This is a genomic window from Streptomyces sp. NPDC060205, from assembly GCF_042728395.1.
Taxonomy (GTDB): domain Bacteria; phylum Actinomycetota; class Actinomycetes; order Streptomycetales; family Streptomycetaceae; genus Streptomyces.
In genome coordinates this window covers 29,415-52,466 of the sequence record NZ_JBHWZP010000003.1, presented here as the reverse complement: position 1 = coordinate 52,466, position 23,052 = coordinate 29,415, and the positions used below count along the sequence as shown (strand labels likewise).

The following is a 23,052-nucleotide window of genomic DNA, read 5'->3' as shown; positions in this document are numbered from 1 at the left end:
GCCTCGTCCGGTCGACGGGCCGCGTTGTCAGACCCGGCCCGTAGAGTCGAAGACGATCGATCCGACCGGGGCGGGAGCAGGCGAGGGAGGTGGCCGGGAGCATGAGCGCGGGGACACGTCCGAGTACGGGGACGGGTGAGGGCACGAGCGCGGGGGAGCCGCGCGCCGAGGCCGGCTCCGGCGCCGGGGCGACGGCCGAGGTGTCCCTCGGGCTGGCCGCCGTGTTCCTGCCCGCCGCACTGCCCCGCGGCGGCCGGATGGCCTTCTGGGACCCGGACGGCGACCTCCCGCTCCCTGCCCCGGACACCGAACTGACGGTCGTACGACGGCACGGTCCGGGCACGCGGCGGCACACGGTCCCCGCGCTGACCCTGCCGGTCACCGAGGCCCTGCCCCTCCTGGTACGGGCCAGGCGCGACCCCGCCGCCCATCCCGCCACGGCCTGCTGGGGAGCCGCCGCCCTGCACGCCCTGCGGCTCGTCGCGCGCGGCCGGCTGCTGCCCGGTCTGACACCCGACGGGTTCGACGCGTGGCGTGCGGGCCCCCTGGACCCGGACGACATCGCCCACCTCAGGGCGATCGCGGCGGCCCTTCCGTACGAGGGACACGCCGTCCCGCTGCCGGGCCGCGGCCCGCTCAGGCTGCCCGAGCCACAAGCACTGACGCGCGCCTTCCTGGACGCGGTCGCCGACGCCCTGCCCCGCACCCCGGCCGCTCCGTACGCGGCGGGGAGGCCCTTCGCGGCGAGCGGGGCCCAGCGGCTGCCCGGCGCCCAGGACTGGGCGGCGGAGGTCGCCGCGGGCATGGACGCCGGGGTCCGGATCTCCCTGCGTCTCGACCTGTCCGCGTACGAGCTCTTCGACGACAGCGAGGACGCGCGGCGGGCGGGCGCGGCCGTCGTCCAGGTGCACAGCCTCGCCGACCCCACCCTCGTCGTCGACGCGGCGGGCCTGTGGGCGGGCACGGCGGACGCCACGTTCGGCCCGCGCGCCCGGGTCGACGCGGCCCTGGCGGTGCGTCGCGCGGCCCGTGTCTGGCCCCCTCTGGACCGGCTGGCCGGACAGGACGTGCCGGACGTGCTGGCCCTGTCCGAGGACGAGCTGTCGGACCTGCTCGGCGTGGCGGCCACCCGCCTCGGCGCGGCCGGGGTCGCCGTGCACTGGCCGCGCGACCTCGCCCAGGACCTGAGCGCGGCGGCGGTCGTCCGCCCCGCACCCGGCTCGGCCACGGACGGGACGGGCTTCTTCGAAAGCGAGGAACTGCTCCAGTTCCGCTGGCAGCTGGCCCTGGGCGGCGACCCGCTCAGCGAGGCGGAGATGGACGCCCTCGCCGAGGCGCACCGCCCCGTCGTCCGGCTGCGGGACCAGTGGGTGCTCGTCGACCCGGCCCTGGTCCGCAAGGCCCGCAAGCGTGAACTGGGACTGCTCGACCCGGTCGACGCCCTCTCCGCGGCGCTCAGCGGCACTGTGGAGGTCGACGGGGAGAGCGTCGAGGCCGTGCCCGTCGGAGCGCTCGCCGCGCTGCGCGACCGCCTCACGGCCGGACTGCGGCCCGCCGAACCGCCGCCCGGCCTGAGGGCCACCCTCCGCGACTACCAGCTGCGCGGGCTGGCCTGGCTCGACCTCATGACCTCGCTCGGCCTCGGCGGCTGCCTCGCCGACGACATGGGACTCGGCAAGACCATCACCGTCATCGCCCTCCACCTGAAGCGGGCACGCACCGAGCCGACCCTCGTGATCTGCCCCGCCTCGCTGCTCGGCAACTGGCAGCGGGAGATCGAGCGGTTCGCCCCCGGCGTGCCCGTGCGCCGCTTCCACGGACCCGACCGCTCCCTGGCGGACATGGCCGGCGGCTTCGTCCTGACCACCTACGGGACGATGCGCTCGACCGCGCCGCGGCTCGCCGAGCAGACCTGGGGCATGGTCGTCGCGGACGAGGCCCAGCACGTCAAAAACCCGTACTCGGCGACGGCCAAGGCCCTGCGGACGATCTCCGCCCCGGCCAGGGTCGCCCTGAGCGGTACACCGGTGGAGAACAACCTCTCCGAGCTGTGGGCCCTGCTCGACTGGACGACCCCGGGGCTGCTGGGCCCCCTGAAGTCCTTCCGCGCCCGGCACGCGCGCGCCGTGGAGAACGGCGAGGACGAGGAGGCCGTGGCCCGCCTCGCCCGGCTGATCCGGCCCTTCCTCCTGCGGCGCAAGAAGTCCGACCCGGGCATCGTCCCCGAACTGCCGCCCAAGACGGAGACGGACCACCCCGTCCCCCTCAGCCGCGAGCAGGCCTCCCTGTACGAGGCCGTGGTCCGCGAGTCGATGCTCGCCATCGAAACCACGCAGGGCATCGCCAGGCGGGGCCTGGTCCTCAAGCTCCTCACGGCGCTCAAGCAGATCTGCGACCACCCGGGGCTGTATCTGAAGGAGGAGCCGGACGGGCTCCCCAGCGGCTCGCAAGCGGCTCGCCAGGCCGCCCGTTCCGGCAAACTGGCCCTGCTCGACGAGCTGTTGGACACGCTGCTCGCCGAGGACGGCTCAGCCCTCGTCTTCACGCAGTACGTGGGGATGGCCCGGCTGATCACGAACCACCTCACGGCGCGCGCGGTGCCCGTCGAACTGCTCCACGGGGGCACGCCGGTGTTCGAGCGCGAACACATGGTGGACCGGTTCCAGAGCGGCGCCACACCGATCCTGATCCTGTCGCTGAAGGCGGCCGGCACCGGCCTCAACCTCACGCGCGCGGGCCATGTCATCCACTTCGACCGCTGGTGGAACCCGGCGGTCGAGGAGCAGGCCACCGACCGCGCCTACCGCATCGGCCAGACCCAGCCCGTCCAGGTGCACCGCCTCATCACCGAGGGCACCGTCGAGGACCGTATCGCCGACATGCTCGCCTCCAAGCGGGCCCTGGCGGACGCGATCCTCGGCTCCGGCGAGGCGTCCCTGACGGAACTGACCGACCGCGACCTGTCCGACCTGGTGTCCCTGCGGAGGTCCACATGATGTCTCCGACGGATCAGCCGGGCACGGGCGGCGACGGGACGGACGAGCGCCCGCCGGCCGCGCCGGCTGCGTCCCGCGCGGCAGGCCGGGCCGCGGACGACGAGACGCCGCGGACCGGCGCCGACGCCCAGGACCACGGCGACGCGGCGTCCTCGGCGGACGGTTCCCGTCCGGCGGCCGATGGGGCGCGCCCCGCCGACGCCGCCCGACGGGCCCTGCGGGAAGCCCGCCGAGCCGAGGCGAACGCGGGGGAGTCCTCACCGGCTCCATCGCCGCGACCGCATCCGAGCCCGGCCTCGAAGGCGTCCCCGGCGTCCGCACAGCCGAGGCGCCGAACCCCCGAGGCAACCACGGCACCGGGGCCCCGCCCGGGAGACGCCGCGCGCGAGGCCCTCCGGCGGGCGATGGGCCGTACCAACGGTGCCACCACAGCGGAGAGCGAGGACACGGCAGGGGCATCGGCCTTCGCAACCGCCGTAAGGCCGGAGGCACGTGGCTCACGCCCGCGCTCCGACACGGCGGAGACGGCGCCGCCCGACGGGCGCTCCGTCGCGCCGATGACGGCAGCACCCGAGAGGGCCGCTGACGTGACGGTTACGGGGCTGCCCGACGGGGTCCCGGGTAAGACCGGCACGGGGCCCGGCACAGTCCCGGGTGCTACGGCGGCGAGATCGACCGACGGGGGCTCCGAGGCGACGGGGGAGGCCGGCAGGGGTTCCCGTGCGCCGGTGGGCAGGTCGTCGGCGCGGGCCTCGGATGCTGCGGCGGCGGGATCGTCCGGCGGCGGCTCCGAGGCGGCGGAGACGGGGCTGCCCGACGGGTTTTCGGCTGCGACGGTCGCGGGAGCCGGCACAGTCCCGGGTGCGACGGCAGCGGGATCGTCCGGCGAGGGCTCCGAGGCGACTGGGGCGGCCGGCAGGGGTTCCCGTGCGCCGGTGGCGGCCGAGAGTCGTTCCGACTCGGGGGGCGCCGGGGCATCTGGCGGGAGCTGCGCCCCGATGGCGGCGGAGCTGTCCGGTGCGGCCCCCGAGGCCGAGGGGAACGGTCGGCCCGGCGCGGGCTCTGAGGAGGCCGCGGCCGACCCGTCCGATCAGGTCTCCGCGTCGGCCGCGGGCGGCCGGCCCGGCGCCCCCTCCGAAGTCCCGCGGCCCGGCGACGTGGCCCGGGAGGCGCTACGGGCCGCGCGCGTTCAGGCGGAGCGGGAGCGAACCGCCGCGCGCGACAAGGGGGTCGGGGCGGTGAGGAAGCGGCGCGGGGGCGCCGCGGTCACCGGCCCCGGCTCCCGTCCCGCCCGTCCCACCGGGCCGAGCCGTGAGGCGGCGGCCCAGGTCAGGGAACTGGCCGAGATGCTGGGCAACAATCTCGACCTGTCCTCCCGGCTGGAGAGGGAGGAGCAGGCGGACGAGTCCGACACCGGGCCGGGATCCGCGCACGCGAGCGACGCCACGGACGCGGAAGCCGGTGCGGTTACCGGTGCCGTTGCCGGTGCTGATGCCCCTACCGATGTCACTGCCGGTACAGACGTCGGCCCCCTCGGCTCCCAGCCCGCCCATGCCCAAGTCCATCTGCATGACCGTCCGCAGGCCCGTACCGAGCCCGCCGTCGCCGCCCCCAGCGACCCCCCGGCCCCCGAACAGCGCGGCGCGTCCGCCGGGCGTTCCATGGCCGCCCCTGCCCGGGACGGCGAGCTGCGGCGTACGTTCCCGCCGCCGGCGGCGTCGGCGCGGCGTGCGGGCGGAGGGTTCGCCGAGACGTGGTGGGGCAACGCGTGGGTCGCCGCGCTGGAGGAGATGGCGCTCGACGCGGCGCGGCTCGGGCGGGGCAAGGCGTACGCGGGGGAGGGGCACGTGGACGCCGTGACGGTCACACCGGGGCTCGTGCTCGCGTATGTGCACGGGAGCCGTCCGCGCCCGTACCGCGTGCAGATCCGGATGCGTACGCTCCCGGACGACGACTGGGAGCGTTTCCTCGACGCCGCCGCCGAACGTCCGGCCCACATCGCCGCGCTGCTCGACAAGGAACTGCCCCAGACCCTCGCCGACTGCGGGGTGGAACTGCTGCCCGGCCCCGGCGACCTCGTCCCGCGCTGCAGTTGCCCCGACTCCGGTCACCCCTGCAAGCACGCGGCAGCCCTCTGCTACCAGACGGCGCGGCTGCTGGACGAAGACCCGTTCGTGCTCCTCCTGCTGCGCGGCCGGGGCGAGCGCGAACTGCTGGACGAACTGTCCCGGCGCAACGCCACCCTGGCCGCCCGCTCGGCCCGCGCCGCCGAGGAACCGGCGCTCCCCGGAGTCCCGGCCCGCGAAGCCGTCGAGCGCCGCGTACGGGCACCCCTGCCGGCCCCGCTGCCGCCGCCCCCGCATCCCGAACAGCCCCCGGCCTACCCGGCCTCGCCCGGCGGCCCCGACCCGTTCGCGCTGGACCAGCTGGCCACCGACGCGGCCGCCCGCGCGCACGCCCTGCTCACCACCGGCCGCGACCCCCTCGCCGAGCTGACACTCTGGCAGGACGCCGTCCGGCTCGCCGCCACCCGTCCGGGCTCCGGCCTCACGGCGACCACCCGCGCCCTCTACGCGGATCTGGCCACCGCCGCGCGTCGCACCCCGGGAGACCTGGCCCGCGCGGTCGCCGCGTGGCGCCAGGGCGGGCTCGAAGGACTCGCCGTCCTCGAAGAGGCCTGGGACCCACCGGCGGGCCGTTTCGACAGGGCCCGCCCGCTCCTCCTCGCCGCCGACTTCCCCGCCTTCCGGCCCTGGCACAACCACCTCACCCACCCCCACGGCCACATACAGCTCCGCCTGGGCCACGACGGCCTCTGGTACGCGTACGAGTCGGAACCGGGCCACGACGACTGGTGGCCGCGCGGCACCCCCGACCTGGATCCGGTCGGCGCCCTCACCGGCCTTGGTTCGCCGACCGACGTCTGAGTGCGCCCGACTCCCGCGATTCACCGGCGGGTCGGCGCGCGGCCTCGTACCATGGCGTCCATGATCCTCAACCGGCGCCGCCCTGCCCCGCGGTTCAACGTGCGTACACCGCACGGCTGTTGTTGATCTACGCCGAGCGCCGCACCAAGCGCGCCGAGCGGCTCGCCGAGCGACTCGCCGAGCCCGGCACCGCGCTGCCGGCCGCGCTCCTCTTCCCGCGGCCCGTCCGCACCCCCGGGCCCGCGGGCCCGGCGAGCTCTGCCGTACCCGCAGGCCCGAGGCCGTCGCACCGCCTCCCCACCCGTGCCCGTGAACCCCCGACAGGCAGGAGCCCACCCATGTCCCGTACCAGTACGTCCCATGACGAGTCCGCCTACGACCGTCGCAGACTCCGCCAGTGGCTCGCGGGTGAGGCCCGGGCCGACGGCGTCGAGCGGCGCGACATGCTCCGGCTGCTGGCCGCCGCCGGACTGGCCACCGCGGCCACCGCGGCCACCACCGGTTTCGCCGCACCGGCCCTGGCCGCTTCCACGACCGGCAGCGGCACCGGCAGTGTCACCGGCAGCGGTACAGCTACCGCGACGACCGACCGCACGTCCGCCGCCGCGGTCCCCGGGATAGTCAAGCCCCTTCCCGACGCCTGGTTCACCTCCCGCGGTACGAACGCCGAGACGAAGTTCGAGGCCCTGGCGGGCACCGGCCACCACACCCCCACGGACCGTTTCTTCGTCCGCAACCACACCGCCACCCCCGTCCTGGACGCGAACGCCTGGAGTGTCTCCGTCTGGGGAGACGGTCTCGCGGGCGGCGGCTCCGCCGAGTTCACGCTCGACGACCTGAAGCGCCTGCCCGCCACCACACGCAGCGCGTTCGTGGAGTGCGCGGGCAACGGCCGCAGCTTCTTCACGACACAGCAGGGCCAGACCGTGTCCGGCACGGCATGGACGCTGGGCGCGATCGGCGTGGCCCGCTGGCGTGGCGTACGGCTCGGCGAGGTGCTGCGCCGCGCCGGGCTGAGCCGCGGCGCCGTGGACGTCCTGCCCCGCGGCCTGGACGCCGACTACGTCACGGCGGACGGCACGAACCTCGGCCGGGTCCGCCGCCCGCTGCCCCTGTCGAAGGCCCTGGACGACGTGCTGCTCGCGTACGAGATGAACGGTGAGCCGCTCCCGCCGGACCACGGCGGTCCCGTACGGGTCCTCGTGCCGTCCTGGGTCGGGATCGCGTCGATCAAGTGGGTCGGTGACATCGAGGTCTCCGCCCGGCCGCTGTACTCCCCGTGGAACACCGACTTCTACCGGCTGTTCGGCGACGCGTATCCGGCGGGAGGCAGCGCCCCGCTCAGCCGGCAGACGCTCAAGTCCGCCTTCGAACTCCCGTGGAAAGCAAGCCTGGAGGCCGCCGCCGAGCACCGTCTCACCGGCCGCTCCTGGTCGGGCGCGGGTGCCGTGGCGCGCGTCGACGTGAGCACCGACGGGGGTTCGAGCTGGCGGCGCGCCCGGCTGCACGACGCCCCGCGCCGCGCCGACTGGGTCCGCTGGTCCGCCGACTGGCGTCCGGCGGCCCCGGGGGCGTACACGCTCCTGGCCCGTGCCACCGACACCACGGGCCGCACGCAGCCGGAGACCACCGTCCACAACACGCAGGGCTACCTCTTCGACGCGGTCGTCCGTCACCCGGTCCAAGCCGTGTGATCGTCCGTCACCGGCCGGTGGAGCGGCCGGACACCAGCCCTCGGCCGGACGCAGGCCGGGGGCTGTGTCACGCCCACCCCCAAGCCCACTTCCACACCCGCCTCCGAGCCCCGTCCACGCCCGCCTTCAGGCCCCCTCCCGTGCCCTGCCACCCATGCCCGGCCGCCGGCGCAGCACGTCGTGGACTGATGTGCGAGGGACGTGGGTATCCCCCAGTTGCATGTGATGCGCAAGAGCATCATGACGGCAACAAGGTCAAGGGGTGGGTTCATGACGAGCCGATGGATACGCGGCACAGTGGTCGCCGCGGCGCTGGCCTGCGGGGCCGCCGCGTGCTCCGCGCCCGGTGACGGGCCCGGCGGTGGCGGGTCCGCCGACTCGGTGGTGATCGGGGTGGCCTCGGAGCCGGACACCCTCAGCCCCCTGCTCGGCTACGGCAAGGACGGCAACTCCAAGATCTTCGACGGCCTGCTCGCCCGGGACGCCGACCTGAAGCTCAGGCCCGCGCTGGCGAAGGCGCTCCCCGACATCGACGACGACGGCCTGACGTACACCTACACCCTGCGCGCCGGGGTCGAGTTCAGCGACGGCGAGCCGCTCACCGCCGCCGACGTGGTCTTCACGTACGAGACCGTCCTCGACGAGAGGACCAACAACACCTCCCGCAGCGAGCTCGACGCCATCGAGGAGGTGCGGGCCGACGGCGACGACCGGGTCGTCTTCACCCTCAAGTACCCCTACGCGCCCTTCGCCGGCCGCACGGTCCTGCCCATCGTCCCCGAGCACGTGGCCGGCGACCAGGACCCCAACACCGGCTCCTTCAACACCGAGCCCGTCGGCACCGGTCCGTACGTCCTCGCCGCCTGGAGCAAGGGCGAGAAGCTCACGTTCAAGGCCAATCCGCGGTACTGGGGCGGCGCGCCGAAGGTGAGGACGGTCACCATGGCGGTCGTCGAGGACGACGACGTACGCGCCACCCGGCTGCGCTCCGGCGACCTGGACGGCGCGATCCTCCCGCCCAACCTCGCCGCCGCCTACAGGAACGGCAGCGGCGGGAAGTCCCGCGATCTCAGGACCTACGAGGCCAGGTCGTACGACTTCCGCGCCGTCACCCTGCCCACGGGGAACGAGGTCACCGGCGACCGGGCGATCCGCCGCGCCCTGGACGCCGCCGTGGACCGCGAGGCCATGGCGGCCCACATCCTCGACGGCGCGGGCCGCCCGGCGTACGGGCCGCTGCCCGTCGACGACCCCTGGTTCGCGAAGGGCATCGAACGCTCCCAGGACCTGGACACGGCCACGCGGATCCTGGACCGGGCGGGCTGGCGGGCCGGTCCGGACGGCGTCCGCACCAGGAGCGGCCGGCGCGCCGCCTTCACCCTCCTCTATCCCTCCGGCGACAAGGTCCGCCAGGAGCACGCCCTCGCCTACGCCTCCGACGCCAAGAAGGCAGGTATCGACGTGACGGCCGAGAGCGCCACCTGGGAGGTCATCGAGCCGCGGATGAAGGACGACGCGGTCCTCGCGGGCGGCGGCAGCACCGGCGACCCCGACTTCGGCCTCTACACACTCCTGCACTCCTCGCTGGCCGGCAACGGCTTCAACAACATGGGTCACTACGACAACCCGGCCGTGGACAAGGCCCTCGACACCGGCCGCCGCAGCCGGGACGAGTCGACGCGCAGGACGGCGTACGACACGCTCCAGCGGGAGCTGGTGAAGGACCCCGGTGCCACCTTCCTCACCCACATCGACCACGTGTACGTCCTCGCCGACCGCTGGCGGGGCCCGACCACGCAACTGGAGCCGCACGAGCACGGATTCGCCGGCGGCCCCTGGTGGAACATCGAGGACTGGCGGCCCGAGCAGTGAGCCGACCGCCCTGGGGCGCCATGGCCCGGCTGGCCGGGCGGCGCTCCCTGTTCGCCGCCCCGGTCCTGCTGGTCGTCACCTTCGGCATGTTCGCGATCGCCGCCGCCTCCCCCTTCGATCCGGTACGGGCCTACGCGGGCACCGCGGCCCTCGGCGCCGACCGGGAGACCCTGGACCGGCTCCGGACCAACCTCGGTGTGGACCGGCCCTTCGCCGAACGCTGGTGGGACTGGCTGACCTCCGCGCTCACCGGCGACCTCGGCCAGTCCAGCGTGATGCGCCAGCCGGTGGCCGAGGTGATCGGCGAACGCCTCGTGTGGTCCACGCTGTTGTGCACGGTCGCGTTCGCCGCGGCCGTCCTGGCGGGCACACTGCTCGGGGTGCTCGCCGCCCGCCGCCAGGGCGGATGGCTCGACCGGACGGTCACCTCGCTCGCCTACACCCTCTCGGCCGCCCCGGTGTTCTGGACCGCCCTGCTCGCCATCTGGCTGTTCGCCCTCCGGCTGGACCTCCTGCCGGCGGGCGGCCTGACCGACACCGCCAGTGAACAGGTCACCGCGGCCCAGGTGGCGAGCCACCTCGTGCTGCCCGCCGGAGTCCTCGCGGTCTCCCAACTCCCCTGGTTCGTCCTGTACGTCCGCCAGGGTGTCGCCGACGCCCTCGCGGAGGATCCGGTACGCGGCGCCCGTGCCCGGGGCTTGAGCGAACACACCGTTCTGCTCGGTCACGCCCTGCGCTCCGGACTGCTCCCGGTCCTGACCCTGATCGGCTCCCGGCTGCCCGAACTCATCACCGGCGCCCTGCTGGTGGAGAGCGTCTTCAGCTGGCCGGGCATCGCGGCGGCCACCGTGGAGGCGGCCACCGCCGTCGACTTCCCGCTCCTCGCGGCCCTCACCGCGCTGGCCACCGTCGCCGTCCTGGCGGGCAACCTGCTCGCGGACCTGCTCTACGGACTCTTCGACCCGAGGGTGAATATCGGTGAAATGTGATCCCCCGACTCCCAGGACCGGAGCGGACCGCCATGGCTGACACGGCAGTTGAGCCCAAGTGGCGTTCGTACGGCACCCGCCGCCGCTCCACCCGCACCCTCCGGGTACGTGCTTCCGCTGCCCTCGTCGCCGTGACGGTCCTCGCGGTCCTGCTCGTCCCGCCGCTGGTTCAACTCGACCAACAAGCAGTCGACTTGGGCGCAAAGCTTCAACCACCTTCCTGGGCACACCCGTTCGGCACCGACGACGTCGGCCGCGACCTGCTGCTGCGCTGCGTGTACGGCCTGCGGGTCTCCCTGCTCATCGGAGTGACGGCGGCCCTGACGGCGACCGTCATCGGCACGGCCGTCGGTGCCACGGCCGGAGCACTGGGCGGCTGGGCCGACCGGGCCGTCATGCGGCTGGTCGACACCTTCTCGTCCGTCCCGCACCTGCTCCTCGGCATCTTCATCGTCGCCATGTTCCGCCCCGGAGTCTGGCCCGTGGTGGTCTCGGTCGGCCTCACCCACTGGCTGTCCACCGCCCGGATCGTCCGCGCCGAGGTGCTGTCCCTGCGCGCACGCCCGTACATCGACGCGGCGCTCTCCGGCGGCGCGTCGCGACTGCGGATCGCGGTACGCCATCTGCTGCCCGCCGTGCTGCCCCAGGCCGCGCTCGCCGCAGTCCTCATGGTGCCGCACGCCATGTGGCACGAGTCCGCCCTCTCCTTCCTCGGCCTCGGACTGCCCTCCCACCTCGCGAGCCTCGGCAACCTCATCCAGACCGCCCGCGGCTCACTGCTCGCCGGACAGTGGTGGCCGACCCTCTTCCCCGGCCTGTTCCTCATCGTCCCCACCCTCGCCCTCGCCGGCCTCGCCGGAGCCTGGCGCGAGCGCATCAACCCGCGCCGCCGATCGGAGCTGATGCTGTGACGACGCTGTCCGTACGAGGCCTGTCGGTGCGCTTCCTCATGCCGGGCGGACGCCGGGTCGCCGCCGTCACCGACGCACACTTCGACGTGGCGGCGGGGGAGTGCCTGGCCCTGGTCGGCGAGAGCGGCTGCGGCAAGTCCGTCCTCGTCTCCGCCCTCCTCGGCCTGCTCCCCGCCAACGCCCAGGCCGCCGGTGAGGCACGCCTCGGCGACCTCGACCTGCTCGCGGCCGACGAACGCACCCTGGCCCGCACGGTCCGGGGCCGCCGGATCGGCCTCATACCGCAGAGCCCGGCCGCCCACCTGACCCCCGTCCGCACCATCCGCTCCCAACTGGAGGAGACAGTCGCCCAGTTGACCGGTGTCCGGGGCCGGGCGGCCCTGAGCTCGGCCGCCGAGGAGGCCGCCGGGCGTGCCGCGTTCCCCGCGGACCACCTCGACCGCCACCCGCACGAACTCTCCGGCGGCCTCGCCCAGCGCGCCGCCACCGCCCTCGCCCTCGTCGGCGACGCGCCCCTGCTGCTGGCCGACGAACCGACCACCGGACTCGACCGCGACCTGGTGGACCACACCGTCGACGAACTGCGCCGCCCTGTGGACACCGCCGGCCGGGCCCTGCTGGTCATCACCCACGACCTCGCGGCGGCCGAGCGCATCGCCGACCGTGTGGCGGTCATGTACGCGGGCCGCATCGTCGAACTCACCGACGCCCAGGCCTTCTTCGGCACCCCCGGCCCCCGCCACCCCTACAGCCGCGGTCTCCTGCGAGCCCTGCCCGACCGCGCCTTCACCCCCATCCCCGGCATGCCCCCCGAACTCGGGAACCTCCCCGACGGCTGCGCCTTCGCCGCCCGCTGCGACCGGGCCGCCGACACCTGCGCCATCCGCCCGCCGATGACGGCCACGGTCGCCTGCCACCACCCGTACGTACCGGAGGACAGCCATGCTTGAACTGCGGGCCATCACTGCCGGATACCGACACCACGACCCCGTGGTACGCGACTTCTCCCTGACCGTCGAGCCCGGCGAGGCCGTCGGACTCCTCGGCCCCAGCGGCTGCGGCAAATCCACCCTCGCCCGCGTCGCCGCCCTGCTGCACCGCCCCGACTCCGGAACCCTGTACCTCGACGGCGAACCCGTACGCCGCTGGCGCCACCGCGCCCCGCGCGCACAACGCACCGCCTTCGGGGTCGTCCTCCAGCAGCCCAGACTCGCCGCGGACCCTCGGCTGCGCCTCGCCCAGCTCATCGCCGAACCCCTGCACGCCACCGGCCGACGGGGCGAAATACCGCACCGCGTGGCGGAGTTGGCCACTTCCGTCGGCCTGACCCCCGACCTGCTGACCCGCCGCCCGCACGAGGTCAGCGACGGCCAGCTGCAACGCGCCTGCCTGGCCCGCGCCCTCGTCCTGCGCCCCCGCTGGCTGATCTGCGACGAGATGACCGCCATGCTCGACGCCTCCACCGGCGCCGCGCTCGTCGCCGCGGTGGAGGCCTACAGGTCCACCACCGGCGCGGGCCTGCTCGCCGTCGGCCACGACCGGACACTCCTGAAGCGCTGGTGCCGTCGCACGGTCCACTGGGAGGCCCTGCAACCGCTCCGAGCCCCCGAAGCCTCTCAGGCTCCCTCTGTACGATGACGCGCGGCGCGGCCGGCGGCCTTCCATGCCGCTCGGCGAGATGTGAAGGCCGGCGCGGAGGATCTTCGCGAGGCTGCCACAACGTGGGACGCCTTGCACGGGGATCCGACCCAAGTGCGTGAGAAATCGTGAGATGTGGGAGCGTGAGTCGGGTGAGCGACGCACAGACCAACACCCTTCAATACCGCTTTGACGGGCCAGAAGACGCACCAGTCCTGATCTTGGGTCCCTCACTGGGCACCACCTGGCACATGTGGGACCGGCAGGTCCCCGAGCTGGCCAAGCAGTGGCGGGTCTTCCGCTTCGACCTGCCCGGACACGGTGGCGCGCCCGCGCACCCGACCGGTTCGGTCACCGAGCTCGCCGAACGGCTGCTCGCCACCCTCGACGGGCTCGGCGTCCAGCGGTTCGGCTACGCGGGCTGCGCGCTCGGCGGAGCCGTGGGGGCCGAGCTGGCCCTGCGCCGCCCCGACCGCGTCGCCTCGCTCACGCTGATCGCCGCCTCCCCGCGTTTCGGCACGGCCGACGAGTTCCGGCAGCGCGGTGTGATCGTCCGGTCGAACGGCCTGGACCCCATCGCGCGGTCGTCCCCCGAGCGCTGGTTCACGACCGGGTTCGCCGCGGCGCAGCCCGCGATCACCGAGTGGGCCGTACAGATGGTGCGCACCACCGACCCGGGCTGCTACATCGCCGCCTGCGAGGCGCTCGCCGCGTTCGACATCCGCGCCGACCTCGGCCGCATCGGTGTGCCCACGCTCGTCCTGGTCGGCTCGGACGACCAGGTGACCGGCCCCGCCGAGGCCCGCACCCTCGTCGCCGGGATACCCGACGCCCGTCTCGCGGTCGTGCCCGGCGCCTCCCACCTGGTCCCCGTGGAGCAGCCCGCCGCCGTCACGGACCTCCTCGTACGGCACTTCTCCACGGCCTGGCAGCAGCCCGCCTACGACTCGTCCACCGGGCAGATGTCGGTCGTGGTCCCGCAGGCGAGCCCCGTGCTCTCCGTGCCGCAGCAGGCGTCACCCGTCGCCGAGATCGCCCCGGCCCCGCAGCCAGAAGCGCTGACCGGCCGAGCCGATCCGTACGACGCGGGCATCAAGGTCCGCCGCGAGGTGCTCGGGGACGCCCATGTGGACCGGGCGCTGGCCCAGGCCGACGAGTTCTCCGGGGACTTCCAGGAGTTCATCACGCGCTACGCGTGGGGCGAGATCTGGGACCGGCCGGGCCTCGACCGGCGCTCGCGCAGCTGTGTGACCCTCACCGCACTGGTCGCGGGCGGCCACCTCGACGAGCTGGCCTTCCACACCCGGGCCGCCCTCCGCAACGGGCTCACCCCCGTCGAGATCAAGGAAGTACTCCTCCAGGCGGCCGTCTACTGCGGCGTACCGGCCGCGAACAGCGCCTTCAAGGTGGCCCAGCAGGTCATCCGTGAGGAGACCACTCCGCAGGAGTGAGCGGCGGGAAAGGGCCCCCTCGGGTGGGCCGCGCCGACGGGCGGAGGCAGGATGGAAGGCATGAGGTTCACAAAGAAGTCGCATGCCTGTGTCCGCCTGGAGAAGGACGGCCGCGCACTCGTCATCGATCCCGGCGTCTTCACCGAGGAGGACGCCGCGGTCGGCGCGGACGCGATCCTCGTCACGCACGAGCACCCCGACCACTTCAGCGAAGGGCACCTGCGGGCGGGGCTCGATGCCAACCCCCGGGCGGAGATCTGGACCCTGAAGTCGGTCGCCGACCAGCTCTCGGCCGCGTTCCCGGGCCGGGTGCACACCGTCGGTCACGGTGACACGTTCACCGCCGCGGGCTTCGACGTACAGGTCCACGGCGAACTGCACGCCGTGATCCACCCGGACATCCCGCGCATCACGAACGTCGGCTACCTCGTCGACGGCGGACGCGTCTTCCACCCCGGTGACGCCCTGACCCTCCCCGACCACCCGGTCGAGACGCTGCTCCTGCCCGTCCAGGCCCCCTGGAGCAAGATCTCCGAGGTCATCGACTACGTCAGGGAGGTCAAGCCGCAGCGTGCCTACGACATCCACGACGCCTTGCTGACGGACCTCGCGCGCCCCGCCTACGACCGCCAGATCGGCACCCTGGGCGGCTCCGAGCACCTGAGGCTGGCGCCGGGCGAGACCGCCGACCTCTGAGCGCACGATCCCTGAGCGCCCGGTCTCCGAGCGCCCGGCCGCTGACTGTCAGAGGCGCCCGGTAGGTTGTGGGGCATGCGTATCGCCACCTGGAACGTGAACTCGATCACAGCCCGTCTCCCGAGGCTGCTGGCCTGGCTGGAGAGCAGCGGCACGGACGTGCTGTGCATCCAGGAGACGAAGACCACCGCCGAGCAGTTCCCCACCGAGGAGCTCCGCGAGCTGGGCTACGAGTCGGCGGTGAACGCGACGGGACGGTGGAACGGAGTGGCGGTGGTCTCCCGGGTGGGCCTGGAGGACATCGTGCGGGGCCTGCCCGGCGACCCCGGCTACGAGGGCGTCGAGGAGCCCCGCGCGGTCTCCGCGACCTGCGGCCCGGTCCGCGTCTGGTCGGTCTACGTGCCGAACGGCCGCGAGGTGGACCACCCGCACTACGCGTACAAGCTGCAGTGGTTCGAGGCCCTGAAGACGGCTGTCGCGGGCGACGCGGCCGGCAGCCGCCCGTTCGCGGTGATGGGCGACTACAACGTGGCTCCGACGGACGACGACGTCTTCGACCGGACCCTCTTCGAGGGCGCCACGCACGTCACGGAACCCGAGCGCGCCGCGCTCACCGCCCTGCGCGGCACGGGCCTGACGGACGTGGTCCCGCGCCCCCTGAAGTACGACCACCCGTTCACGTACTGGGACTACCGCCAGCTCGGCTTCCCCAAGAACCGCGGCATGCGCATCGACCTGGTCTACGGCAACGCCCCCTTCACCAAGGCGGTCACGGACGCCTACGTGGACCGAGAGGAACGAAAGGGCAAGGGAGCCTCGGACCACGCCCCGGTGGTAGTGAACCTGGACGTCTAGCCCCACGAGGGGCGCGGGGAACTGCGCGACCAGCCACATCGCACCCGCACCCGACCACGCCTTTCAGGGGCGCGGGGAACTGCGCGACCAGCCACATCCGGCCCGCACCCGAACAGCGACCGGACCTGCCCAGAATCCCCCGCCCCAAAGAAACCCCCTACAACAACCCCAGATCCACAGACGAAGCCAGCGCAGCAAGCCCCGCATCCCCAGGATGCAGATGATCCCCACTGTCATAGACGGAAAGCATCCGCGCAGGATCCCCCGGATCCCGCAACACCGCATCGAAGTCGAGCACCCCGTCGACCCCGCCATCGGACACCCCCGCCGCCCGGATCCACCGGTTCACCGCGCTCCGCCGAGCATCGACATCAGCGGTGCACCGAGCCTCCCCCGCACAGGGCACGATCGTCGCGACCAGCACCCGCAGCCCCCGCCCGCGCGCCCGCTCGGTGACCTCCCGCAGCCCCTCCACGACCTCCTCGGCGCTCGCGCCCCAGCGCACGTCGTTGATCCCCTGGAAGACGACGACCGTACGCGCCGACGTCTGCGCGAGGACATCCCGGTCGAGGCGGTGCAGCGCGCTCACCCCACCCGTGTCGGCGGAGACGCCGTCACCGACGTACCGGTCCGTGACCACACGGTTCGCCGAGATCCCCTGGTTGAGCACCCCATAGTGCGGCACCACACTCTGCTCCCGGAGCCGGTCGGCCAGCAGGTCGGGCCAGCGCCGGTTCGCGTCCCGCGTCGACTTCTCGCCGTCGGTGATCGAGTCCCCGAGCACCACGACGGACCCGGGCCCGCCGCCCGACGCGTCCCCCACGTCGACACCGGTCAGCAGCGGCCAGTTGAGGATCGTCGAGGTGTACGCGTCCGGGGCGGCGTCCCCGGCATGGTCGCCGGGCTCGCTGACGTACGACTGCTGCACGGCCAGGCTGTGCACGGGTGCCGCCGCCACCGTTCCCGGCAGGTGGAAGCTCACCAGGAGGTTGCCGTCCGCGGGCACGTCGAAGCTCAGCGGATCGCTGAACGCCTGCGCCCCCGCGGGGATCTCGGTGCTCCCGGACCCGCCGAAGGACAGTGGTACGGGCGCGCCGCGCGGACCCGCCCCGGACGCCTGCACGGCGACCGTCGCGCTCCCGATCCGTACGGGCGCGGCGGCGAAGGTGTTGTCGAGCCGGATCCGTACCCGCGGCCCGCCCGCCGAGGTGTGCACCACCAGACGCAGTGTCCGGTCCGTCCACGGTCCGACAGCCGGATAGCCGGAGGTCGACGCGGCCCAACTCCCCGTCCAACCGGGGCTGTCGGGGCGTACCGACAGGGCGAACACATGCAGGTCGCCGTTGTCCGGCAGCTGCACCGAGTTCACCGAGCGCCCTCGGGCGAGCGGCACGGTCACCACGTACAGCCGTGGCTTCTCGGCGAGTTGACCGCCGGGGGTGTTGATATGGGGGAGGGCCACGGCCTTGGTGGCGAGCGGGCCGCCGCGCCAGTCCGAGGCGTTCAGCCGGTAGGAGGAGCTGGACCCGTCGAGGTACCGCACGACGCCCGTGCCGCTCTCCTCGCCGCCGCCCGTGCCGGCGACCAGGAAGGCGAGCGCGTCACCGTGGCCGCGTACCCGTACGGACTGGCCGTCCGCGCGTACGTTGTCGGGCTCACCCGGTGTCCGGCGGGGCCAGGTCAGCCGGGCGCCCTGGACCGTCAGCGTGCGTCCCGGTGTCCAGCCGGCGGCGGTCAGGTCCTGCGCCGACAGGGAACGGCCCGAACCGTCGAAGTCCGCCCCGGCGGGCCGCGTGTCGTCGCTCACGGCCGTGTTGTCGAAGAGCCGCTCCAGGGACAGCGGCCGGTCCCTGGCCTGTGACGCGGCCGTCGCACGGACCGCCTCCGCCGGAGCGACCGCGTCCGCCGCCGGGACCGCGGCCGTCGCCGGGACCGCGGCCGTCAGTACGGACAGCACGGTCAGAGCAACGGCGGTACTCCACACGCGTCGGCGCACACCGACTCCTCCCGCTCAGGATGCACCGTGAAGCTAAGGAGACGACAGGGTCCCGTCAATGAGGCAGGCCCGAACTGCGTGCGAACTCCCCGGGAACAGGCGTTCCGCGCGCCCTGTGGTGCGGTGGGCGATACGGATGAAAGGCTGGGTGTATGAACATCCCTTTCCTGGGCAACTGGCGCAAGAAGCGGGGTCCCGCCGAGGGGATCGCGGTCTTCTCGGACAGCGAGGCCGACCACGAGGGGGTGGCCGAACTGCTCTCCGAATGCGAACTGCTGCGCTCCCAGGCCCAGCAGGCGGGGATCGAACTGGACGACACCGCCGCCTCGTTGGAGGCGCTCGACCAGCTGCTGCCACGCTGGCGCGACGACGAGGAGAGCCTGCCCTGGCTCGGCAACGACGCCGGCCTCTACCTCGGCACGGTCATCGTGCGTACGGTGCCGGGCGCGCTCTGGGAGGTGTGGCCGAACGGCCGGCCGGTGGTGCGGCTGGTCTCGGGCCGGGAGATCGACGTGGTCGTATCGGGTCGCGACTGGGCGGCCAGCGGAGTTCCCGAACTCTCTCAGCTGTACGCCGAGGTCGCCGAGGCGTGAAGCCCTGGCCTGCGCCGGCGGAGTAAATACGGCTAATGCCCGAAAAGTGCGTGTCGTGTATTAAGTCCATCCTCGTCTGGATAGTTTGCCGCAATCGCGACACTGCTGAGAGTGGGTAGGGCTGAGCATGGCCGTCGATCCGTTGATCGAGCTGCGTCACGTCAACAAGTACTTCGGGGAACTGCATGTCCTCCAGGACATCGATCTCACCGTCGCCAAGGGGGAGGTGGTCGTGGTCATCGGCCCCTCGGGGTCGGGCAAGTCGACCCTCTGCAGGGCGATCAACCGTCTGGAGCCCATCGCATCGGGTGAGATCAGGCTGGACGGACAGCCGCTGGCCGAGGAGGGCAGGGAACTCGCGAGACTCCGTGCCGAGATCGGGATGGTCTTCCAGTCCTTCAACCTCTTCGCGCACAAGACGGTCCTGCAGAACGTCTCACTGGCGCAGACGAAGGTACGCGGCCGGAAGAAGGCGCAGGCCGACCAGCGCTCGCTCGAACTGCTGGACCGGGTGGGACTCGCCGCGCAGGCGCCGAAGTACCCGGCGCAGCTCTCCGGCGGTCAGCAGCAGCGCGTGGCCATCGCCCGCGCCCTCGCGATGGATCCCAAGGCCCTCCTGTTCGACGAGCCGACGTCGGCGCTCGACCCGGAGATGATCAACGAGGTTCTGGAGGTCATGCAGCAGCTCGCGCGCGACGGTATGACGATGGTCGTCGTCACCCACGAGATGGGCTTCGCGCGTTCGGCGGCCGACCGCGTCGTCTTCATGGCCGACGGCCGCATCGTCGAGGACCGCACCCCCGAGGAGTTCTTCACCGACCCACGCAGCGACCGTGCCAAGGATTTTCTCTCCAAGATCCTCACACACTGACCGGGGGAGCGTGACCATGACCCGTACGGCACGTGCGGCACGTGCACGCCCTGACCCCGCGTCGGCCGCGGGCCCCGGCGCCGGTGAGGGCTTCCGCCATGCCGGGGGACGGGCCGCGCCCGGTCTCGACTACGCTTTGTCGTTCATCCCCGCGGTGACAGAGGCTGTCGAAGGCGCCTCGGCCGACCCAGGGACGCTGCTGCCGGGCACGCGGTAGCGAGGGGCAATGGCCCGTCCGGCGGCAGCCGGGGATCACTGCTCGCGCAGCGGGACCGACACGTACGTCGGCCGCTGGTGAGCAGAAGGTCAGCTGCGCCGGTCGGGTTGTGCTCCCCTCGCCACCGCCCTACTGCCCGGCACGATGGGTGGTCCGGGTGGCGCCCTCGGGCAGGGCGGTCTGCGCGGCGCGGGTGACATCGGCGACCAGCTCGACGACATCCGGCCCGTACGCCTGGGAGTTCACGACCTTCAGAAGGAGCGCGAAGGAGCTGTCGCCGTGCTTGCGGTACAGCCGCTCGTGGTTGCGGGCCAGATAGCGGGTCGCCGCCTGGTTGGTGATCGCGCGCTGCCCGCAGAAGAGGAACACGGGCCTGCTGGGCCCCTGCTGCCCCGCGGTGAGCCGCGCGAGCAGGACGTACTCGGCCACCCCGGGCTGCATACGGTGACGGTCGGCGCCTATCTGGAACGCCAGCCGGTCCGGACCCGGCTCCGGATCGACGTTCACGCGCACGCCCGGCAGCATGGCCTGCATATGGGCGGCCATACGGCGGTTGGACCCCGGCCCGCCGACACAGAACTCCGTGCGCTCCCCGAAGCCCTGCCTGGCCGCGTCCTGGGTGATCACGTCGGCGTGCGCGTTGCAGTCCTTGATGAGCGCGGACAGCTCCAGGAGCGCGAACACGTCGTAGCGGTGCACGGCCAGATCGGGGCTGCCGGCGTCGCGGTTGACCACGAGCAGCGACTCGGAGTGGTCGGGCAGCCCGAAGAAGGCCTGCTTGCGGCGGAGCTTGCGCTTCCACAGGTAGGTCCGGGCGATCCAGCCCAGCGAGGCGCTGAGGCCCGCCGCGATCACTCCGAGGACGATGTTGCGCACGTCGTCATTCATGGGCGCGCATGTTAGCGGGCAAGCGCATCCGTGTTCGAGAGGCACCTGACGCGGCCATGTTGAGGAAGTTACGCTGCGCGGGGAATCGCTGACTGGAGGTACTGATGGGGCGCTCGGTCGCGCGGAGACTTGCTGTGCTGGCGGTGTCGGCCGCTGTGGTGTCGGTGGGGGCGGCACCGCCCTCCTCGGGGACCGGCGGGAACGGGTCGGAGCCGGCCGAGAAGGTGCCGGTGGCCGTCGGCTACGGCGGAGCCGTCGCGAGCGTCGACGCGGACGCCTCCGCCGCCGGTGTGGAGATCCTCCGCAAGGGCGGCAACGCGGTGGACGCGGCCGTCGCCACGGCGGCGGCCCTCGGCGTCACCGAGCCGTACTCGTCGGGCATCGGCGGAGGCGGCTACTTCGTCTACTACGACGCCAGGTCCCGTACGGTGCACACGATCGACGGGCGGGAGACGGCGCCCCTGACGGCCGACTCGGGGCTCTTCCTGGAGAACGGCCAGCCGATCCCGTTCGCCGACGCGGTGACCAGCGGCCTGGGCGTGGGCACGCCCGGCACACCGGCCACCTGGCAGACGGCGCTGGACAGTTGGGGCAGCAAGCGGCTCGGGTCGCTGCTGCGGCCCGCGGAGCGGCTGGCGCGGGACGGGTTCACCGTCGACGACACGTTCCGCTCGCAGACCGCGTCCAACGAGGCACGGTTCAGGAACTTCCCCGACACGGCCGACCTGTTCCTGCCGGGCGGCGCGCTTCCGGTGGTCGGCTCGACGTTCAAGAACCCCGATCTGGCCCGTACGTACCAGGAGTTGGGCCGCAAGGGCGTGAGCGCCCTGTACCGCGGCGAACTGGCCGCGGACATCGTCGACACGGTCAACGAGCCGCCGGTGGACCCCGCTTCGGGATACAACGCCCGGCCCGGCGACCTGACGCTGAAGGACCTGGCGACGTACCGGGCGAAGCGGCAGGCGCCCACGAAGACCTCGTACCGCGGTCTGGGTGTCTACTCCATCGCGCCCTCCTCCTCCGGTGGCACCACGGTCGGTGAGGCGCTCAACATCCTGGAGAACACCGACCTCTCGAAGGCCTCGGACGTCCAGTACCTGCACCGGTACATCGAGGCGAGCCGGATCGCCTTCGCCGACCGGGGCCGCTGGGTGGGCGACCCCGCCTTCGAGGACGTACCGACGAAGGAACTGCTGTCGCAGCGGTTCGCCGACTCGCGCGAGTGCCTGATCAAGGACGACGCGGTCCTCACCAGCCCGCTGGCACCCGGCGACCCGCGCGACCCGGCGGCCTGCGCCAGTGGAGGCGAGGCCGCGCCGACGACGTACGAGGGCGAGAACACGACCCATCTGACGGCGGCCGACAAGTGGGGCAACGTCGTCGCCTACACGCTCACCATCGAGCAGACCGGCGGCAGCGGGATCACCGTCCCGGGCCGCGGGTTCATCCTGAACAACGAGCTGACCGACTTCTCCTTCGCCCCGGCGAGCCCGGCCGTGCACGACCCGAACCTGCCCGGGCCCGGCAAGCGCCCGCGCTCGTCGATCTCGCCGACGATCGTCCTCGACCGCCACGCGAAGCCGGTGGTGGCGCTCGGCTCGCCCGGTGGCGCGACCATCGTCACGACCGTGCTGCAGACCCTGACGGGCTTCCTCGACCGGGGCCTGCCGCTCGTCGACGCGATCGCCGCACCGCGGGCCAGCCAGCGCAACCAGACGACCACCGAACTCGAACCGGGCCTGTGGAACAGCCCGTTGAGGACCCAGCTGGAAGGCATCGGCCACGGCTTCCGGCAGAACCCGGAGATCGGCGCGGCCACCGGCGTCCAACGCCTCCCGAACGGCAAATGGCTGGCAGCCGCGGAGACCGTACGCAGGGGCGGCGGTTCGGCGATGGTGGTGCGACCCGCGCCCTAGAGGTCCGTTCGGCCGGCGGGCTCGTCCCGGCCGACCGTCATGGACCAGCGCACGGTGGAGGGGCCGGTGACCGAGACGCTGCCCCTCCTCTCCGCTCCCGCGACACCGACCTGGTGGTGGACGGTGGTCGTTCGACCGGGAACGCAGGTCACCGTGAAGTCGACGTTCAGCGGCTTCACGGAGACCTGGATCTCCCCCTTGCCCCGGCACCGGACGGCGAGGATCAGGTCATCGCCCTTCTGGCCGGCGCGGAATGCGAGGGTGCCGCCGCCACGGGTCTCGGCCCGACGGCCGGCGGTGGTCCCGGTGCCGTCCAGCTCGGGCGGCGAACTCACCGTGTCCCGGGCGGGACCCGGTGCCGCCGCGGGCGCCGATGCGCTGGGCGCGGTCGGCACCGGGGTGCGGGCGGCATCCGCCCCGTCGGTCGTGCAGGCGGCACAGAACGCGAGCGCGGCGGCTGCCACGACACGCGGCCCCATGGGAAGTCGACGTGCCATCGCTGGAGCTCCTAGGTGCATGGGACGGGGCGTGTGCCGCGGGTC

17 protein-coding genes are annotated in these 23,052 nt (G+C 73.2%); 14 read left to right on the top strand and 3 right to left on the bottom strand.

Annotated elements, in window-relative coordinates:
- Nucleotides 1–101 precede the first annotated feature (101 nt).
- The 11 genes from ACFWGJ_RS01055 to ACFWGJ_RS01005 all read left to right on the top strand — a co-directional run bounded on the left by ACFWGJ_RS01055 (nucleotide 102) and on the right by ACFWGJ_RS01005 (nucleotide 16,029).
- Nucleotides 102–2,996 carry an SNF2-related protein gene (locus ACFWGJ_RS01055; protein ID WP_387320106.1) on the top strand — a complete coding sequence of 965 codons (2,895 nt, stop codon included), beginning with the start codon at nucleotides 102–104 and terminating at the stop codon, nucleotides 2,994–2,996.
- 998 nt (nucleotides 2,997–3,994) lie between these two features.
- A complete protein-coding gene (locus ACFWGJ_RS01050) occupies nucleotides 3,995–5,923 on the top strand; it encodes an SWIM zinc finger family protein (protein WP_387320105.1) in 1,929 nt (642 codons plus the stop codon).
- A 338-nt stretch (nucleotides 5,924–6,261) separates the two neighbouring features.
- Nucleotides 6,262–7,617, top strand: a complete 1,356-nt coding sequence (locus ACFWGJ_RS01045) for a sulfite oxidase (RefSeq protein WP_387320104.1) — start codon at nucleotides 6,262–6,264, stop codon at nucleotides 7,615–7,617.
- A 270-nt stretch (nucleotides 7,618–7,887) separates the two neighbouring features.
- Complete coding sequence (locus tag ACFWGJ_RS01040) at nucleotides 7,888–9,489, top strand: ABC transporter substrate-binding protein (RefSeq protein ID WP_387320103.1); 1,602 nt, start codon at nucleotides 7,888–7,890, stop codon at nucleotides 9,487–9,489.
- 20 nt (nucleotides 9,490–9,509) lie between these two features.
- Nucleotides 9,510–10,478 carry an ABC transporter permease gene (locus ACFWGJ_RS01035; RefSeq protein ID WP_387320116.1) on the top strand — a complete coding sequence of 323 codons (969 nt, stop codon included), beginning with the start codon at nucleotides 9,510–9,512 and terminating at the stop codon, nucleotides 10,476–10,478.
- 32 nt (nucleotides 10,479–10,510) lie between these two features.
- Nucleotides 10,511–11,389, top strand: coding sequence for an ABC transporter permease (locus tag ACFWGJ_RS01030; protein WP_387320102.1), 879 nt, complete (start codon nucleotides 10,511–10,513; stop codon nucleotides 11,387–11,389).
- Between the two features lie 38 nt (nucleotides 11,390–11,427).
- Nucleotides 11,428–12,339, top strand: a complete 912-nt coding sequence (locus ACFWGJ_RS01025; protein WP_387320114.1) for an ABC transporter ATP-binding protein — start codon at nucleotides 11,428–11,430, stop codon at nucleotides 12,337–12,339.
- Nucleotides 12,332–13,027: an ABC transporter ATP-binding protein gene (locus ACFWGJ_RS01020; protein ID WP_387320101.1), complete on the top strand. Its 696-nt coding sequence runs from the start codon at nucleotides 12,332–12,334 to the stop codon at nucleotides 13,025–13,027. The genes ACFWGJ_RS01025 and ACFWGJ_RS01020 overlap by 8 nt, the downstream gene beginning before the upstream one ends.
- A gap of 152 nt (nucleotides 13,028–13,179) precedes the next feature.
- Nucleotides 13,180–14,478 (top strand): 4-carboxymuconolactone decarboxylase, encoded by a 1,299-nt coding sequence (pcaC, locus tag ACFWGJ_RS01015; RefSeq protein ID WP_387320100.1) that lies wholly within the window; start codon nucleotides 13,180–13,182, stop codon nucleotides 14,476–14,478.
- Between the two features lie 60 nt (nucleotides 14,479–14,538).
- Nucleotides 14,539–15,174, top strand: a complete 636-nt coding sequence (locus ACFWGJ_RS01010) for an MBL fold metallo-hydrolase (protein WP_387320099.1) — start codon at nucleotides 14,539–14,541, stop codon at nucleotides 15,172–15,174.
- A 75-nt stretch (nucleotides 15,175–15,249) separates the two neighbouring features.
- Nucleotides 15,250–16,029 carry an exodeoxyribonuclease III gene (locus ACFWGJ_RS01005; RefSeq protein WP_387320098.1) on the top strand — a complete coding sequence of 260 codons (780 nt, stop codon included), beginning with the start codon at nucleotides 15,250–15,252 and terminating at the stop codon, nucleotides 16,027–16,029.
- A 157-nt stretch (nucleotides 16,030–16,186) separates the two neighbouring features.
- Here the strand turns inward: ACFWGJ_RS01005 and ACFWGJ_RS01000 are convergent, their stop codons facing one another.
- The gene (locus tag ACFWGJ_RS01000; RefSeq protein WP_387320097.1) at nucleotides 16,187–18,025 is read right to left on the bottom strand and encodes an SGNH/GDSL hydrolase family protein; all 1,839 of its coding nucleotides are present in this window, start codon (nucleotides 18,023–18,025) and stop codon (nucleotides 16,187–16,189) included.
- Between the two features lie 152 nt (nucleotides 18,026–18,177).
- Between ACFWGJ_RS01000 and ACFWGJ_RS00995 the strand changes: the two genes are divergently transcribed.
- A complete protein-coding gene (locus tag ACFWGJ_RS00995; RefSeq protein WP_387320096.1) occupies nucleotides 18,178–18,618 on the top strand; it encodes a DUF6278 family protein in 441 nt (146 codons plus the stop codon).
- A 127-nt stretch (nucleotides 18,619–18,745) separates the two neighbouring features.
- Nucleotides 18,746–19,489 (top strand): amino acid ABC transporter ATP-binding protein, encoded by a 744-nt coding sequence (locus ACFWGJ_RS00990; protein ID WP_387320095.1) that lies wholly within the window; start codon nucleotides 18,746–18,748, stop codon nucleotides 19,487–19,489.
- Between the two features lie 346 nt (nucleotides 19,490–19,835).
- On the opposite strand, the gene ACFWGJ_RS00985 is transcribed toward ACFWGJ_RS00990, so the two are convergent.
- Entirely contained in the window at nucleotides 19,836–20,594 is a 759-nt protein-coding gene (locus tag ACFWGJ_RS00985) for a hypothetical protein (RefSeq protein WP_387320094.1), read from the bottom strand.
- Between the two features lie 104 nt (nucleotides 20,595–20,698).
- On the opposite strand from ACFWGJ_RS00985, the gene ggt reads away from it, so the two are divergent.
- Nucleotides 20,699–22,510, top strand: coding sequence for a gamma-glutamyltransferase (gene ggt / locus ACFWGJ_RS00980; RefSeq protein ID WP_387320093.1), 1,812 nt, complete (start codon nucleotides 20,699–20,701; stop codon nucleotides 22,508–22,510).
- On the opposite strand, the gene ACFWGJ_RS00975 is transcribed toward ggt, so the two are convergent.
- A complete protein-coding gene (locus ACFWGJ_RS00975; protein ID WP_387320092.1) occupies nucleotides 22,507–23,007 on the bottom strand; it encodes a hypothetical protein in 501 nt (166 codons plus the stop codon). The two genes, ggt and ACFWGJ_RS00975, sit on opposite strands and share 4 nt — an antisense overlap.
- Nucleotides 23,008–23,052 lie beyond the last annotated feature (45 nt).

Excerpts from the sequence above, each read along its gene's own strand:
- ACFWGJ_RS00985 (WP_387320094.1), bottom strand. The coding sequence starts at position 20,594 with ATGAATGACGACGTGCGCAACATCGTCCTCGGAGTGATCGCGGCGGGC.
- ggt (WP_387320093.1), top strand. The coding sequence starts at position 20,699 with ATGGGGCGCTCGGTCGCGCGGAGACTTGCTGTGCTGGCGGTGTCGGCC.
- ACFWGJ_RS01030 (WP_387320102.1), top strand. The coding sequence starts at position 10,511 with ATGGCTGACACGGCAGTTGAGCCCAAGTGGCGTTCGTACGGCACCCGC.
- ACFWGJ_RS00995 (WP_387320096.1), top strand. The coding sequence starts at position 18,178 with ATGAACATCCCTTTCCTGGGCAACTGGCGCAAGAAGCGGGGTCCCGCC.
- ACFWGJ_RS01055 (WP_387320106.1), top strand. The coding sequence starts at position 102 with ATGAGCGCGGGGACACGTCCGAGTACGGGGACGGGTGAGGGCACGAGC.
- ACFWGJ_RS00975 (WP_387320092.1), bottom strand. The coding sequence starts at position 23,007 with ATGGCACGTCGACTTCCCATGGGGCCGCGTGTCGTGGCAGCCGCCGCG.
- ACFWGJ_RS01025 (WP_387320114.1), top strand. The coding sequence starts at position 11,428 with ATGCCGGGCGGACGCCGGGTCGCCGCCGTCACCGACGCACACTTCGAC.
- ACFWGJ_RS00990 (WP_387320095.1), top strand. The coding sequence starts at position 18,746 with ATGGCCGTCGATCCGTTGATCGAGCTGCGTCACGTCAACAAGTACTTC.
- ACFWGJ_RS01045 (WP_387320104.1), top strand. The coding sequence starts at position 6,262 with ATGTCCCGTACCAGTACGTCCCATGACGAGTCCGCCTACGACCGTCGC.
- ACFWGJ_RS01035 (WP_387320116.1), top strand. The coding sequence starts at position 9,510 with ATGGCCCGGCTGGCCGGGCGGCGCTCCCTGTTCGCCGCCCCGGTCCTG.
- ACFWGJ_RS01020 (WP_387320101.1), top strand. The coding sequence starts at position 12,332 with ATGCTTGAACTGCGGGCCATCACTGCCGGATACCGACACCACGACCCC.
- ACFWGJ_RS01040 (WP_387320103.1), top strand. The coding sequence starts at position 7,888 with ATGACGAGCCGATGGATACGCGGCACAGTGGTCGCCGCGGCGCTGGCC.
- ACFWGJ_RS01005 (WP_387320098.1), top strand. The coding sequence starts at position 15,250 with ATGCGTATCGCCACCTGGAACGTGAACTCGATCACAGCCCGTCTCCCG.
- ACFWGJ_RS01010 (WP_387320099.1), top strand. The coding sequence starts at position 14,539 with ATGAGGTTCACAAAGAAGTCGCATGCCTGTGTCCGCCTGGAGAAGGAC.
- ACFWGJ_RS01050 (WP_387320105.1), top strand. The coding sequence starts at position 3,995 with ATGGCGGCGGAGCTGTCCGGTGCGGCCCCCGAGGCCGAGGGGAACGGT.